The sequence below is a fragment of the Achromobacter sp. UBA5777 genome (genome assembly GCF_002418565.1).
GTDB lineage: Bacteria > Pseudomonadota > Gammaproteobacteria > Burkholderiales > Burkholderiaceae_B > Achromobacter > Achromobacter animicus.
This window is the reverse complement of sequence record NZ_DIEJ01000165.1, coordinates 41,824-55,788: the sequence shown is the minus strand read 5'-3', so window position 1 is coordinate 55,788 and position 13,965 is coordinate 41,824. Positions and strand designations below refer to the sequence as shown.

Annotated in this window: 14 protein-coding genes; 6 read left to right on the top strand and 8 right to left on the bottom strand. The window is 64.7% G+C overall.

From position 1 onward, the window contains the following. Nucleotides 1-48: 48 nt before the first annotated feature. Together B3446_RS13160 and B3446_RS13155 are read right to left on the bottom strand one after the other, a co-directional pair. A complete protein-coding gene (locus B3446_RS13160; RefSeq protein WP_291381634.1) occupies nt 49-1,212 on the bottom strand; it encodes an HPP family protein in 1,164 nt (387 codons plus the stop codon). Between the two features lie 119 nt (nt 1,213-1,331). Beyond that, complete coding sequence (locus B3446_RS13155) at nt 1,332-1,784, bottom strand: MarR family winged helix-turn-helix transcriptional regulator (RefSeq protein WP_191577271.1); 453 nt, start codon at nt 1,782-1,784, stop codon at nt 1,332-1,334. An 83-nt stretch (nt 1,785-1,867) separates the two neighbouring features. Here B3446_RS13155 and B3446_RS13150 point away from each other — a divergent pair, with 83 nt between their 5' ends. Then, nucleotides 1,868-3,673: a chloride channel protein gene (locus B3446_RS13150; RefSeq protein ID WP_291381631.1), complete on the top strand. Its 1,806-nt coding sequence runs from the start codon at nt 1,868-1,870 to the stop codon at nt 3,671-3,673. A 54-nt stretch (nt 3,674-3,727) separates the two neighbouring features. Here B3446_RS13150 and B3446_RS13145 read toward each other — a convergent pair whose 3' ends face one another. Then, nucleotides 3,728-4,636 (bottom strand): LysR family transcriptional regulator, encoded by a 909-nt coding sequence (locus tag B3446_RS13145; RefSeq protein ID WP_291381629.1) that lies wholly within the window; start codon nt 4,634-4,636, stop codon nt 3,728-3,730. A 190-nt stretch (nt 4,637-4,826) separates the two neighbouring features. Between B3446_RS13145 and argC the strand changes: the two genes are divergently transcribed. After that, nucleotides 4,827-5,759: an N-acetyl-gamma-glutamyl-phosphate reductase gene (argC, locus tag B3446_RS13140; RefSeq protein WP_291381627.1), complete on the top strand. Its 933-nt coding sequence runs from the start codon at nt 4,827-4,829 to the stop codon at nt 5,757-5,759. A 140-nt stretch (nt 5,760-5,899) separates the two neighbouring features. Here the strand turns inward: argC and B3446_RS13135 are convergent, their stop codons facing one another. The 4 genes from B3446_RS13135 to B3446_RS13120 form a co-directional block, all read right to left on the bottom strand. Beyond that, complete coding sequence (locus B3446_RS13135) at nt 5,900-6,889, bottom strand: tripartite tricarboxylate transporter substrate binding protein (RefSeq protein WP_291381625.1); 990 nt, start codon at nt 6,887-6,889, stop codon at nt 5,900-5,902. A 72-nt stretch (nt 6,890-6,961) separates the two neighbouring features. Beyond that, a complete protein-coding gene (locus B3446_RS13130) occupies nt 6,962-8,005 on the bottom strand; it encodes a hydroxyacid dehydrogenase (protein WP_291381623.1) in 1,044 nt (347 codons plus the stop codon). Beyond that, on the bottom strand, nt 8,002-8,670 hold the full coding sequence (locus B3446_RS13125) for an RraA family protein (protein ID WP_291381621.1): 669 nt from the start codon (nt 8,668-8,670) through the stop codon (nt 8,002-8,004). Before B3446_RS13125 ends, B3446_RS13130 begins: the two co-directional genes overlap by 4 nt. A 132-nt stretch (nt 8,671-8,802) precedes the next feature. Beyond that, nucleotides 8,803-9,702 (bottom strand): LysR family transcriptional regulator, encoded by a 900-nt coding sequence (locus B3446_RS13120; RefSeq protein ID WP_291381619.1) that lies wholly within the window; start codon nt 9,700-9,702, stop codon nt 8,803-8,805. 158 nt (nt 9,703-9,860) lie between these two features. Between B3446_RS13120 and B3446_RS13115 the strand changes: the two genes are divergently transcribed. The 4 genes from B3446_RS13115 (at nt 9,861) to B3446_RS13100 (ending at nt 13,432) form a co-directional block, all read left to right on the top strand. Next, nucleotides 9,861-11,057: an alpha-hydroxy acid oxidase gene (locus tag B3446_RS13115; RefSeq protein WP_291381617.1), complete on the top strand. Its 1,197-nt coding sequence runs from the start codon at nt 9,861-9,863 to the stop codon at nt 11,055-11,057. A gap of 266 nt (nt 11,058-11,323) precedes the next feature. Continuing rightward, the gene (locus tag B3446_RS13110; RefSeq protein WP_291381615.1) at nt 11,324-12,130 is read left to right on the top strand and encodes a hypothetical protein; all 807 of its coding nucleotides are present in this window, start codon (nt 11,324-11,326) and stop codon (nt 12,128-12,130) included. A gap of 1 nt (nt 12,131) precedes the next feature. Further along, nucleotides 12,132-12,794, top strand: a complete 663-nt coding sequence (locus B3446_RS13105) for a hypothetical protein (RefSeq protein WP_291381613.1) — start codon at nt 12,132-12,134, stop codon at nt 12,792-12,794. A 188-nt stretch (nt 12,795-12,982) separates the two neighbouring features. Beyond that, the gene (locus B3446_RS13100; RefSeq protein ID WP_291381611.1) at nt 12,983-13,432 is read left to right on the top strand and encodes a universal stress protein; all 450 of its coding nucleotides are present in this window, start codon (nt 12,983-12,985) and stop codon (nt 13,430-13,432) included. 52 nt (nt 13,433-13,484) lie between these two features. On the opposite strand, the gene B3446_RS13095 is transcribed toward B3446_RS13100, so the two are convergent. Continuing rightward, a complete protein-coding gene (locus B3446_RS13095; RefSeq protein ID WP_291381609.1) occupies nt 13,485-13,943 on the bottom strand; it encodes a universal stress protein in 459 nt (152 codons plus the stop codon). Nucleotides 13,944-13,965 lie beyond the last annotated feature (22 nt).

Below are 13,965 nucleotides of genomic sequence, written 5' to 3'. Positions count from 1 at the left end.
ATTATGCCTTGCGGCAAATGCGCACCGGAATCCGTAGGGTTACGGAGGTCAGGCGGCCAGCTTGTGCGGTCCCGCACCGCCTGCGGGCTGCGAGTTCGCGGACACCGCCATTTGATACAACGCGGCCACCAGGTCCGATTGCGTCAACAGCCCCTGCAGATGGCGCGATTCGTCCAGCACCGGCACGCAATGCAGGCTGTCCGACATCGGGCGAGCCAGTTCGATCACGGGCAGGCCGGGCGTGGCGAACGGCACTTCGCTGCGCATGCAGTCGGCCACCAGCAGGTCGGGCGCGGATTCGGCATCCGTGGGGACCGGGGTCAGACGGCTCTTTCTTGCCAGCACATCGCCCTGAGCGATCATGCCGGCGTAGCGGCCCGCTGAATCCAGCACGGGCAGGGCCTGCACGCGGTGCTTGTCGAAAAGGCGGACCGCGTAGTCCAGCGGATCCTTTTCCATCACGGTCACCACATCGCGCGACATGATGTCGGCGCAACGCACGTCGCCAAAACGGCGGACGCTGGCGCGCAATTCCGCAGCCAGCACGATCTCTTCCAGGTCTTCCTTGCTGATGTCCAGCAGCTCGCCGCGCTGGCTCAGCGCTTCGTCCAGGTCGGTTCGCGAAAAGCCCAGTCGTGCACTGGGAATCGGATCGCGCGTGTTGTGGCCGGCAGCCGGTTCCGCGTGGCGGCGGGGATAGTTGCGTTTCAGCGCGCCGTTAAAAACCACGGCAATGCACAGCAGGATGACGGAGTTCAGGGCAACGGGCCACAGGGCGAAGGCGTAGCCCAGCTTGGCGACCGCGGGCCCCCCCAGCACGGCGGTCAGCGCGACGGCGCCGCTGGGCGGGTGCAGGCAGCGCAGCGAAAACATGGCGCCAATGGCAAGCGCCACGGCCACGGCCGCCGCGATACCAGGGACAGGGATGAATTGGGCGCAGAAGACGCCAATCAGGGCAGACACCAGGTTCCCGGCCATTAGCGACCAGGGCTGGGCAAGCGGGCTGGCAGGTGCTGCAAACAGCAGCACGGCCGACGCGCCCATCGGGGCGATGAACCACGGATTGTCGGCGCCCAACGCGTGACGTCCCACCCACTCGGTGCAGAACAGGCCGAGCAGGGCGCCTACCGCGCCGTAAAGTTTTTCGCGTCCGTTGACGCCCACGGGCGCTGGCGCGAACGATCCCAGCCAGCGCTTGAATGCAACACCCAAGACAATCTCTCCTCGCGACGCATTGATATGTCGCGGGGCGACAATTTATCACGCCGCTTATTTCCTGGCGGCATGAGCTTATGTCGCGTGGACGCAGTCGAGGGTGAAAAACGGGTGGGTCAGTCCTTGCCGGTTTCGGCGCCCATGCGTGTCAGCAGCCGCGTCAATAGCGGGCGCATGGCGTGCAGTTCTTCGAGGTGAGAGGCGGACAGATCTTCGAGCATGCGCTCGGCTTTGGGAGTCAGCACGACCTCGACGCGGCGTCCGTCTTCGGGGTCGGCTTCGCGGCTGACGAGATCCAGCCGCGCCAGACGGCCTACCAGTTCGGCGGCGGTGTGCGGCCGGATCAGCAGTCGGTCGGCGATTTCGCCGACATATAGTCCGCGCCGTCCGGGCGCGGTCTTGCGCGTGCCCTTGATGGCGAGAAGCGCCTGATGCTGCTGCGGCATCAGGTCCAGGCCCGCGGCCGCGCTTTCGCTGAACGCCGCGAATTTTCGCAGCGCATAGCGGAAATCCGCGAGCAGTTCGTAGTCGGCGGGAGACAAGCGAGTGGGTGTCGGGGAGGCGTTCACCCGGCGATTCTAATATATGTCGTGCTACGATATATATGACTTTTCGCAAACTCCGTGCGAATACTTCCAACCTCTCCTTGACCATGCCCCCCATTTCCTCTTCCGCCAAGCCCGGACTGCGGCTTGGCGACTTCACCACCGACCGTCGTGTCGTCCTCTTGATGGGCCTTGCCATTCCGGTCGGACTGGCCAGTGTCGCAGCCGCCTGGCTGCTCCTTCGCCTCATCGCACTGTGCACCAATCTGGCCTATCACGGCCTGTTTTCGTTTGCCGACCTGCCCATTTCGACGGGGCGGCTCGGACTCGGCTCCGTGTTCATTCCGGTCATTGGCTGTCTCATCATCGGCCTCATGGCGCGCTACGGTTCCGAGAAGATCCGTGGCCACGGCATCCCCGAAGCCATGGAAGCCATCCTGATCGGCAAGAGCCGCATCCAACCAAAGGTGGCGGTCCTTAAACCCGTGTCGTCAGCGGTGTCCATCGGCACGGGCGGCCCGTTTGGCGCCGAAGGGCCGATCATCATGACCGGCGGCGCGATCGGCTCGCTGCTCGCGCAGACGATCCACCTGGACGACGGCGAACGCAAGACGCTGCTCGTTGCGGGCGCGGCCGCCGGCATGACCGCGATCTTCGGCACGCCGCTCGCCGCAGTGCTGCTGGCGGTCGAGCTGCTGCTCTTCGAATGGAAGCCCCGCAGCTTCCTGCCCGTGGCCGTGGCGGCGCTGGTGGCGGCCGCAACGCGCGCCTTCATCATGGAACCCGGCCCGATCTTTTCGTATGCCGGCGCGCTGGCCTTCACGCCGTGGCACCTGGTGGCCTGCGCCGCCGTGGGTGTGCTGGCGGGCTTGGGGTCAGGCGTGCTGACCTCGTTGGTGTACGCAGCCGAAGACCTGTTCGAGAAGCTGCCGATCCACTGGATGTGGTGGCCGGCCATCGGCGGGCTGGCGATCGGCATCGGCGGGTTGATCGAGCCCGCCGCGCTGGGCGTCGGTTACGACAACATCCGGCACATGCTCGCGGGCGATCTCGCTTTCCAGGCCGTGCTGGTGCTGCTGGTGGTCAAGGTCGCCATCTGGTCGATCGCGCTGGGCTCCGGCACGTCCGGCGGCGTGCTGGCGCCGCTGCTGATCTTCGGCGGTGCGATCGGTGCGCTGGCGTCGCCCGTGCTGCCGCAGGCAGATCCCGGCTTTTGGGCGCTGGTGGGCATGGCGGCGATGATGGGCGGAACGATGCGCGCGCCGCTGACGGCCACGTTGTTTGCCGTCGAGCTGACCGGCAACATGCAAGCGCTGCTGCCGGTGCTGGCGGCCTGCGTGTTTGCCTATGGCGTGACGGTGCTGTTGCTCAAACGGTCGATTCTGACCGAGAAGATCGCGCGTCGCGGCCACCATATCAGCCGCGAATACCGCGTGGATCCGTTCGATCTGCTGCGCGTGGCCGATGTGATGACGACGCCGGTGCAGACGTTGCCGGACACGATGACGGTGGCGCAGGCCGTCGCGCATTTCACGACCGCGCAGCCGGTGCATACGAGTTATCCGGTGCTGGACGGGCAGGGCGTCGTGGTCGGCGAAGTGACGCGCGCCGACACCCTGGCGTGGGCGCTGCAAGGTGCGCCGGACGAACGGACGCTGGCGCAGGCGCTCGATGGGCGCGAGCTGGTGTATGGGCACCCGGATGAATTGGCCAGTCAGATCGCCGACCGGATGGCATTGTCCGGGGCGGGGCGCGTGCCTATTCTTGATCGGGATAATGGCCGGTTGCTGGGCATCGTTGGACGCAAGGATTTGTTCCGCTCGCGCGCGCGGCGATTGCGCGAGGAAAGCCAGCGGGCAGCGTTCTTCCGCCGGGCGCCGGCTGCTCCCGAGAGGCTGGGAAAGACAGGGTGAGGACGGCGATCGGCAGCTGCGATACCTGGCCGGCAAGCCCAGATTTCGGACTGCCTACTCTGCAGCGGCGCCTTTACCGCCCGATGCACGCAATTCCCACAGCACGTTCAGCACGTGCTGCGTGGCCGCTTCCACTTGCCCCGCGCGATGCGCGATGCCGAGCGGACGCCATAGCGCGGGCCGCACCGGCCGCATGATGACGCGCGGATCGGGCTGCGGCGCGGTGGCCTCGTGCGGCAGCAACGTCGCGCCGTAGCCCGCGGCCACGAGGCTCTTGATCGCGTCGTTGTAGTTCAACTGAATGCGCGCGCGAGGGTTGAGGCCAGCGGCCGCGAACCATTCTCCGGTCAGGCGCGACAGCCGCGTGCTGGCGTCGTTCAGGATCAGGGGCCGTCCGGCCAGCCAAGCGGGCGTGAGGCGCGCCGGCGCTTTCCAGGCGGCAGGCAGAAATGCCATCACCGGGTCGCGGCGCCACGGACGCAGCACCAAACCGTCGATGGGCGGCTGAGGCAGCGCGACCAGACCCACGTCCAGCGTGCCGTCCGCCAGCCTCAACAACGTCTCCTGCGAAGTCAGCACCGCCACGTGCACGTCGATGCCGGGGTGGTCGCGACCCAGCGTTTCCAGCGCCTGCGGCAGCAGGTGGGCGATGGCCCCGGTCGACGCGCCAAGCCGCACACGGCCCGCCAATCCTTGTACCTGCCGCTGCACGTCGTCCAACGCCTGGTCCGCCTCCGCAAGCAAGCGGCGCGCGCGTTCCAGCAAGGTTTCACCGATGGTAGTGGGTCGGACCTGGCCGCGCTTTCGCGTCAGTAGGGGCGCGCCGACACGGGTTTCCAGGTCCGACACGTGCAAGCTGACCGTGGGCGGCGCCAGATGCAGCGCGCGCGCGGCGTCGGCGAACGAGCCGAGGTCGGCAATGGCGACCAGGGTGCGCAGACGGTCCAGGCTGATTTCGCGCATGGCAGTTTCCGGTTGGATTTCGGTTACGGATGCGGTGTTCCAAAGCGTCCGCACCCCAAACGCGTCGGCTTGGTTCAGAAAACCTGAATCAAACGATCATGATATTCGACTTTTCTTATCTCGCCCGCAGATCGAAGATAAGCTCCATTCCTGAACGAATCAGGCAACGCCGAACCACCCGGACAGCATCATGACCCAACCTCTTGTTTTCATCGACGGCGACCAGGGCACGACCGGTCTGCAGATCCACGAACGGCTCAATGGCCGCAGCGACCTGCAACTGTTGAAGTTGCCCGAGTCCGACCGCAAGAATCCGCAGCGCCGCGCCGACGCGATCAATTCCAGCGACATCGCGATTCTCTGCCTGCCCGACGAGCCGGCGCGCCAGGCGGCCGCGTCCGTTGTCAATCCAAATGTCCGCATCATCGACGCAAGCTCTGCGCATCGCACGGATGCGAGCTGGGTGTACGGGTTTCCGGAAATGAGCGCCGGCCAGGCCGAGCGCATCGCCCACGCCCTGCGGGTCAGCAACCCCGGTTGCTACCCCACTGGCGCCATCGCGCTGCTGCGGCCGTTGGTCCAGGCAGGCCTCGTGCCCGCCGACTATCCGGCGGTGATCAATGCAGTGTCCGGCTACTCGGGCGGCGGCCGGGCCAGCGTCGATGCCTACGAAGGCGCAGATGGCCCGCGCGGTCCCGCGTTTCAGGTCTACGGTCTGGGCTTGGGGCATAAGCACACCCCCGAGATCGAGCGGCACGCGGGTCTCACGCAGCGTCCGGTGTTCGTGCCGTCTTATGGGGCTTTCCGCCAGGGCATCGTCCTGACCATTCCGCTGCACCTGCGCCTGCTGCCTGACGGCGTGGATGCCGAGAAAATGCACGATTGCCTGCAACAGCACTATGCCGGCGCGAAGCACGTGCAGGTCGTGCCGCACGACGAGGCCGCCGCGCACACGAACCTGAATCCCGAGGCGCTGAACGGCACGAACGATCTTCGCTTGGGCGTCTACGGCAATGCGCAGCACGGCCAGGTGCTGCTGACGGCCGTGTTCGACAACCTGGGCAAGGGCGCCTCGGGCGCGGCGGTCCAGAATCTCGATTTGATGCTGGCGGCGATGCGTTGATGCCGATGGCTGCGGTCCGAGCCATCGGGCGCCGCGGCGTTTTAGTCTACGTTTTAGGCCTCGTTTTAGTCCCTGCTACAGCCGCCGGCCGCTTGGATTTGCCGGCGGCCGGGACTGGGCAGGGCCCCGGGAACACATGTCTACTTGTCGAGCCAGGGCGCTTCTTTCCAGAGCTGCTGGAACTGCGCTTCGCCCGCCTTCAGCTCTTTCGCATATTCAGCGGGCGGCAAGTAACGCAGCGGTGCGAACATGTCCCGGGCCTTGGCCTGGAATTCCGGATCGTCGACCGTACGCTTGACCGCCGTGACCAGCTTCGCGCGCACGTCGTCCGGCAATCCCTTGGGCGCGGCCAGCCCGCGCAGTGAAGCCAGTTCAAAATCGAATCCCTGTTCCTTGAACGTGGGCACGTCCGGCAGCGCGGCCGAGCGCGTGTTGCCCATCTGGCCCAGGAAGCGTAGCGGCGTGCCGCCTTTCTGATATTGAAGCGCCTCGCCCACGTTGATGGCGCCGATCGTGATCTCGCCGCTTGCCAGCGCACCGCGCACCTCACCGGCGCCCTTGTACGGGATGTGGCTGAGCTTCGTGCCCGACGCCCGCTCGAACCGGAGCATGGCCAGGTGGTCGTCCGACCCCGTGCCCGTGGTGCCGACGGTGACCTTGCCGGGGTTCTTCTTCGCGTAGTCGGACAGTTCCGCAAGGTTCTTGACCGGGTTGTCGTTGAGGACCGTGAATGCGCCGGGATCATCGATCAGATTGCCCAGCAGGTCGAAACTCTGCCAGGTGAAGGCGGTCTTGCGTTCGATGGGAATCGTCAACAGGTTGGGCGTGTTGATGAAGCCGATGGTGTAGCCGTCCGGCTGGGCGCGAGCCAGTTCCGCGAAGCCGATCGCGCCGCCCGCGCCCGGCCGGTTCAGCACGACGATGCGCGCGTCACCGCCCAGATGCTTTTGCAGGTAAGGCGCCATCATCCGCGCGACCAGATCGGTGCCGCCGCCCGGGCCGTAAGACACGATCAGGTTGATCGGACGTTCCGGATAGCCGGCGGCCTGCACGGCGCCCGAAAACAATGCGGCGCCCGCAAGCAGGGTGGCCAGGGTGCGCAGCGTGCGGCGTTTGTTTTGTTGTTGCATGGTTGTCTCCTCAGGGGTTCTGGCGGTCATCGCGCCGGCCTTTGCATCTGGACCCGCGCGTGTGCCGCGTTGTTATGTCAGCGTGGCGATACGCTTGGCGGCCAGAGGCCACACCTCCGGATTCACGAGTTGCGGCGGTCGCTCGCCGCGCAGCATCGCGGCAAGCTGCGTCGCCGATGAGCGGGCGACGCTGCGTCGCGCCTCGTGCGTGACGCCCGCGGTGTGGAAGGTGGCGACCACGTTGTCCAGGGCCAGCAGCGGGGCCGAGCGATCGGGCGGCTCCTGTTCCCAGACGTCCAGCCCCGCGCCACGCAGATGCCCACTACGCAGCGCGTCATGCAATGCGTCCTCCTCGTGGATGCCCCCGCGCGCCGTCGAAACGAACACCGCGCCGGGCTTCATCGCCGCAAAGGCCTTCGCGCCGATCAGCCCTCGCGTGGATGCGTCTAGCGGGCAGTGCAGCGACACGATGTCCGATTGCGCCAGCAACTCGTCCAGTCCGACGGGTTCGGCGCCACGGCTGCGGATGGTCGCGGCGTCCAGCAGCGGATCGTGGGCGATGACGCGCAGGCCGAAGCCTTGCGCGATGCGGGCGACGCTGGTGCCGATCTTTCCGATGCCCACCAGACCGATGACGCTGCCGTGGATTTCATGGCCCATCAGATCTTCGCGGGAAAAGCCCGTGTCCTGGCGCAGGCGGTTGTGTGATTCGACAATTCGCCGTTGCACGGCCAGCAGCAGCGCATACGTGTGCTCGGCCACGGATTCCGCGTTGCCGCCGGCCTGATTCACGACCGCGATGCCGGCCGCAGTGCAGGCCGCCACGTCGATGGTGTCGTAACCGGCGCCGCCAGACGATACGCACACGAGGTCAGGGCATTGCGCAATCAACTCGGCGCTGACGAACCACTGGCGCGGCAGCTCATCCTTGGCCGCGGACACGTGGTAGGCGTGGGCGGTTTTCAGGCCAGCGAGCGTGCGGGCGTCGTCGCCGGTCGCAGGAAGCACCGACAACGCGATCCCGGGCGTGGCGCCGATGATCTCGTCGAACACCGGATTGAGCCAGAGATCCAGCCTGCAAAGGCGTGCCGAGTGGCGGGGCGTAGCGGTCGTCACAGCACGCCTCGCGACTTGAGGGCCGCGTCGACCCAGCTGCGGTCCAGCGTGCCGCGCTCGATGTCCTTCAGGACTTGCGCCTCGGCTTGGGCGATGGCGCGGACGCGTTCCGCGATGGCCGGAGCCTCGTCCGGGCGGATGGCCAACAATCCGTCGGCGTCGCCTACCAGCAGGTCGCCAGGCATCACAACCATGCCGTCCACGGTGACGGGCACGTTGATGACGCCGGGACCGTCCTTGTAGGGCCCACGATGCGCGACGCCGCGGGCATAGACGGGGAAATCTCCCTCGCCGATGGTTTCGCTGTCGCGGAGGGCGCCGTCAATCACAAAGCCGCCCAAGCCGCGCTTGGCAGCCCAGCCCACCATGATTTCGCCGATGATGGCGTTGCTCATGTCGCCGCCCGCGTCAACCACGATGACGTCTCCAGGCTGTGCGGTATCGATGGCCTTGTGCACCATGAGGTTGTCGCCCGGCCGGGTGCGCACCGTGAAGGCGCGGCCGAGGATCCGGCGGGTCCGGTGCATCGGCCGCAGCGACGACGTGCCTGTGCCGCGGCTCATCGCATCGCTGATGTTTGCCACCGCCAGGTCTTGGTAAGCCGCGAGCGTTTCGCGGCTCGGGCCGGGCGGGCAGTCGTGCAAGGTAAATCCAAAATCCGGCATGTCGCCTTGTCTCCAGAGTGGTTGTTTGTGGCGACTCTACGCCCGCAAATTCAGGAGATAAAGCGAATAATTTGACTTCGGAAACAACGCTTTTCGGAAACAGTAAAGATGCGCGGCCGGCGTGATTCGCACTCAGATCATGCCGGTGGGCGCGTGGAAATCCAGGCATGCCTCGGCATGCATGCGCAACGTCTCAAGCATTGGCCGGGTATCGTCACGGCGCCATTGGAAGGTGTAGGTAAGAGGGCGTAGCGGCGGAAACGCAGGCAGGGATTGCAGCTGACCCCGTTCGATCAGAATCTGCGCCCACGCTGACGGCAGGAAACCCAGCCCCAGACCTTGCTGCAACATCGCCGCAATGCCGCCCCAGCCGTTGCAACACTGGTTGCGGCCGGGCGATACCCGTTGCTCGGTGAGCCAGTCGTCGAGAATGCGGATGGCGCCCGAGCTTTGCGGGAGCGTGATCAGCGTCAAGCCTGGCAGGTCGGCCGGGGTGACCGCGGCGGGATTCGTCACGGCGCTTGGCGCAGCGACCCATTCGAATTGCGCACTGCCGATAACGCGGGACGCGATGGCGGGGCGGGACGATGGGCCGGCAATCACGGCGAAGTCCAGTTCGCCTTCCTCCAGACCGCGCTCGACCAATTCGCCGACGCCCACAAATGGCTCGACAAGCAGGTTGGGATGGGCCCGCTGGATGACTTCGATCAGCTGGGACATCCACGTCAGCGACGTCAGCTCGCCCGCGCCAAACCGGCAGCGGCCCGAGTAGCTGAGGTTGTTGCTGGCCTGCTGCATGAACTGGTCGGCGTTGCGCAACAGATCCTTGGCGTGCGGCACCAGTTGTTCGCCCAGTGCCGTCAACGTCGCGCTGCGCGCGCTGCGGCTGAAGAGCTCAGCGCCGATGGACGATTCCAGCTCGCCAATGCGCTTGGACAATGACGAAACCGAAATATTGAGGCGATTCGCGGCGATCGCAAAATTCTTGCACGTGGCGGCCCAGTAAAAGGCCTCAAGTTGCTTTAGCGTCATGGGAGGTGGTGGACTGGACGATATCAAGAGTGAACAAAAGTGTATGAAACGCCGTCGATAAAGTCACTTTCTTCAAACGGCTTGCGCGCCTATAGTCCCCGCCGACACCGACAACAATAGACGGCCGCTCGCCGCAGCGGCCGCCGGAGGAGCCCGACATGTCCGATCCCTTGCGCCGAATGCTCAGCCTGCACGACTTCGAAGCCGCAGCCAAAGCGCTCCTGCCTGCGCCCATCTATGCGTATGTGTCGGGCGCCGTGGAGGACGGCCAGTCGGAGCGCGGCAACCGTGAGGCGTTTGCCGAATTTGCTTTCCGGCCGAAGGTGCTGGTGGACGTGTCCGCACGCAGCACCCGGTGCACGGTGCTCGGCCGCGACTATGCGGCGCCCGTAGGCGTGGCCCCCATGGGCATTTCGGCGATCTCCAGCTATCGGGGCGACGTCGTCCTGGCGCGCGCGGCGGCCGAGGCCGGCGTGCCCTGCATCATGAGCGGCTCGTCGCTCATCCGCCTGGAGACCGTGATGGAAGCGGCGCCTGACACCTGGTTTCAGGCATACCTTCCCGGCGACGATGCGCAGATCGCCGCACTGATCGACCGCGTGGCGGCCGCCGGCGTCAACACGCTGGTCCTGACGGTAGACACGCCCGTCGCCGCCAACCGCGAGAACAATGTGCGGGCAGGCTTCTCCACGCCGCTACGGCCCAGTCTCGGCCTCGCCTGGCAGGGGGTGACGCATCCGCGATGGCTGTTTGGCACGTTTCTACGAACGCTCGCGCGCCATGGCATGCCGCACTTCGAAAACAATTACGCCACACGCGGCGCGCCCATCATGTCGTCCAGCGTCCTGCGGGACTTCTCTGACCGAGGTCACCTGAACTGGCAGCATGTATCGGCCATCCGCCGTCGCTGGAAAGGGCACATGGTGCTGAAGGGGATTCTTCATCCGGACGATGCGCGCACCGCGCGCGCGTTGGGCATGGACGCGGTCATCGTCTCCAACCACGGCGGGCGCCAACTTGACGGCAGTGTGTCGCCCCTGCACGCTTTGCCCGCCATCATGGATGCCGCGGGCCCGATGGAAGTGATGCTGGACAGCGGCGTGCGCAGGGGCACGGACGTATTGAAGGCGATGGCGCTGGGGGCGCGCTGCGTGTTCGTCGGCCGTCCGTTCAACTATGCCGCGACGGTGGCCGGCCAACGCGGCGTGGCGCACGCGATAGCACTTATCACCGAAGAAGTGCGGCGCAATATGGGGCTGTTGGGGGTGGTTGATTTGAAGGAGTTGGGCGCGGGATTTCTGCAGCACGCGGGGGCTGATGTGTTGCGCGAGAGCGCCAACAGGGGAATCGCCTAGTGTTGCCCCTTCCGAGATGGGTTTAGCGTACCAAAGCGCGTCCAGCCGATTCGCACACCTGGTCACATAGGATTGGGTGGAAGGTCACGCGGGGGCATTGGGCGGCGGCCCTGCTGCGGATAGTGCATTTGACCTAGAATGCCCGCATCATTCTCATGTGCGGCGCCGCCGCCGATGCCGTTTTGCTGCCTCCTACGAAAACTGTTTCACCGGATGCCCGCCTTGCGCGGATATGCACAACCGTCGCGCTAGGGATGTCGCTATTCATGGCGCTGCCGATACTGGCGCACGCGCAGGCGAGGCCAGCAACGGTCACTGATTCCCTTCCGAACACCTTGCCGCCGCTAGGCGGCGACTTTGAATTAGTAGGCGAGTCGGGTTCGACCCTCCACCAGCTCAAATTCCGCGGCAAGCCATACCGGCCTCTGAACGCGTACAAGTTTGCGCACGTCAGGGCGCTGGGTCCGACTCAGGGCGGTCAGCCGATCCTCCTTGCGGTCTCGAACGATTCCATGGGCGTGGGCACCATCCTGATCGCGGTGCAGAACGATACCCCGCTCGCGCGAGTGCTAAGTCCCTCCGTCGATGTGCGCGACCCCGACATGGGTCTGCCCCAGCCCGGACGTCAAGACCTGCTGCTGTTCACCGCCGGTTCGCGGGCGCTCGTGACGTCGACGGGAAAGGTGCTGTGGTTTGAACACCTGCAATCCAAGGAACGCCAGCAGTCGACCCCGCTACTGGTGTCGGTGTCGCCAGACAATCGCCACGGCGCGGTGCTGCTCGACAACGAGATCCGCCTTAGCGTGGCGGACGAAGGTCCGTACGCCAGCGTCGCATTCACCAAGGCAATGCAGCGCGATGCTTTCAAATCGGCGTGGGACCAAAGCGCCGCACGTGCGCGCAAGGCGCTCGAAGAAGGTAAGCATATCGACCAGCGGCGGCTCTACGACAACCTGAAGGCGGAATGGATCAACCGGAATTTTCGATGGCAAGAAGGGAAGGGCGGCTGGCAATTTAGTGGGCAGGGGTTGAAGCCAGTGCCGTTGCCGGTTCAACCGCGAAAGGAGCAATGAGATGACGCCGATTTCCGCGGTCAGTGGGTTGCGGTGGCTGGCGCTCTCGCTCGTGGTGGCCCTTGCGGGCTGCGCAAGCACCGCCGACGTGTATGAAAAACATGTGCGCACCGAAGACGCCAATCCGGCAGACGTGGTGATGACGCTGGATGTCGAGTTCGCACGGGCGCCGGATTACGACCCTCGGACGCTTGAGCACGGGTCCACGGTGAAGCGCGTGGAGTATTCGGGCTATCCCAGTATCGAGGTTCCGTTCTATCAAAAGGGCGTGGGCTTCGACTTGGGCGTGGTAGGCGATCCGCGGGCGTTGCTGGCCTTGCCGTATCCATCGCCTACGACGCGCACGACGTCCGCGCAATTGAAGATCTTTGGTGAGCGCCTGGATGCTAAGCATTACCGGTTCGTGGTCTTGCCCAGGGCAGGGTGGAGCAGTATGAACAGCTTCCAGGTGTCGTTCGCGGTCAATGGGCGGCGCGAGAGGATGACGTTTGCTTATAGCGCGAAGAAGGTTTGCGAGAGCCGGTTTGATGTGACTACGCCGACTTATGGGTTTGGGATGTCGGTGGAGGCTGGGTTTCCAGGAGGAAAGGCGGGATGCTTGAAGGCATGTGACGCACGGCCGGGGTATCCGGGGCTGTGCGCCTTTTTTTCTGGCGTTGAGTAAGGTCGAACAGCCAAACGAGCGTGTCGCTGTACATATCCACATTTGGGCCTACGCAGCGCAAGCCGTATGGTATCGATCCAAACTTATCAAGTTGACGCTTATCAATTACCGAGTACTCGGTGGATTTATGCTGGCCTCTCTTAGCTGTTCAGCGTGTGGGTCCACGCCCACATTACGGGGGAAAGCCCATGTACTCACACATAATTGTCGCCGTTGACAGCAGCCACGCTTCGAATCGCGCATTAGATGAAGCAATAAAGATTGCAAAGGCATTCAATGCAACGTTGCGCATTATTCATGTGCTGGATGATCAATCAATCTCACTCACCGCCAATCCCTATGCGGGATACTACATGGGAGAACTCATCGAGACACTGCGGCGAGGTGGCCAGGAGATCCTGAACCAGGCGCGAGAGCGCGCGGCATCGGCGGAAGTGCCGGCTGAAACAATCCTTGCTGACGATCTGGGACTGCCGGTGCAAGAGCGGATTATTGAAGCGGCGCAAGACTGGCCGGCGGACTTGATCGTGATGGGTACACATGGGCGGCGGGGTGTCCAGCGCGCGATGATCGGCAGTAGCGCTGAAGGCGTTACAAGACTGTCTCCTGTTCCGGTCTTGCTGGTCCGGGCGGCGTGAGGGCACGCGCGGGCGTGAGGCCTGGAGGGTAATGCCCGCACGTTTTAGAGGCCTATGCATCGCCTGCAGGAGCCCGCACGAGCAGCACAGGCACGGTAGCGCCACGCATGATGCCCTCGGCGCTGCTTCCAAGAACCAGTCGGCTCGGCCCTCGGCGTCCATGCGTTCCGATAACTATCAGGTCTGCCTTCCATGACAGGGATTCGTCCAGTACTCGCTGTTTGACGGTCCTGTCGAGATTCTCGTGGAGCACGGTGTCTGCTTCCACTCCCGCCGCCTTGACTTGCGCCAATGCGTGTTCGAGTACCTCTGCACCGTTCCTTCTGACCAAGTCCAGCAGTTGACCTGCGTGATAGCTGTAAGCATCGGCGGTAAACGCGAACGAGAGTTCATCGACGACATGAATCAGGCGCAGGCGACCGTGCGTGGTCTGAGCGATCCGGATCGCTTCCCTCAGGCCCGACTCGGATGTCGGGCTCCCGTCTATAGGAACTAGAATTTTCTGATACATGGTGCAACTCCGCGAAGTGTTG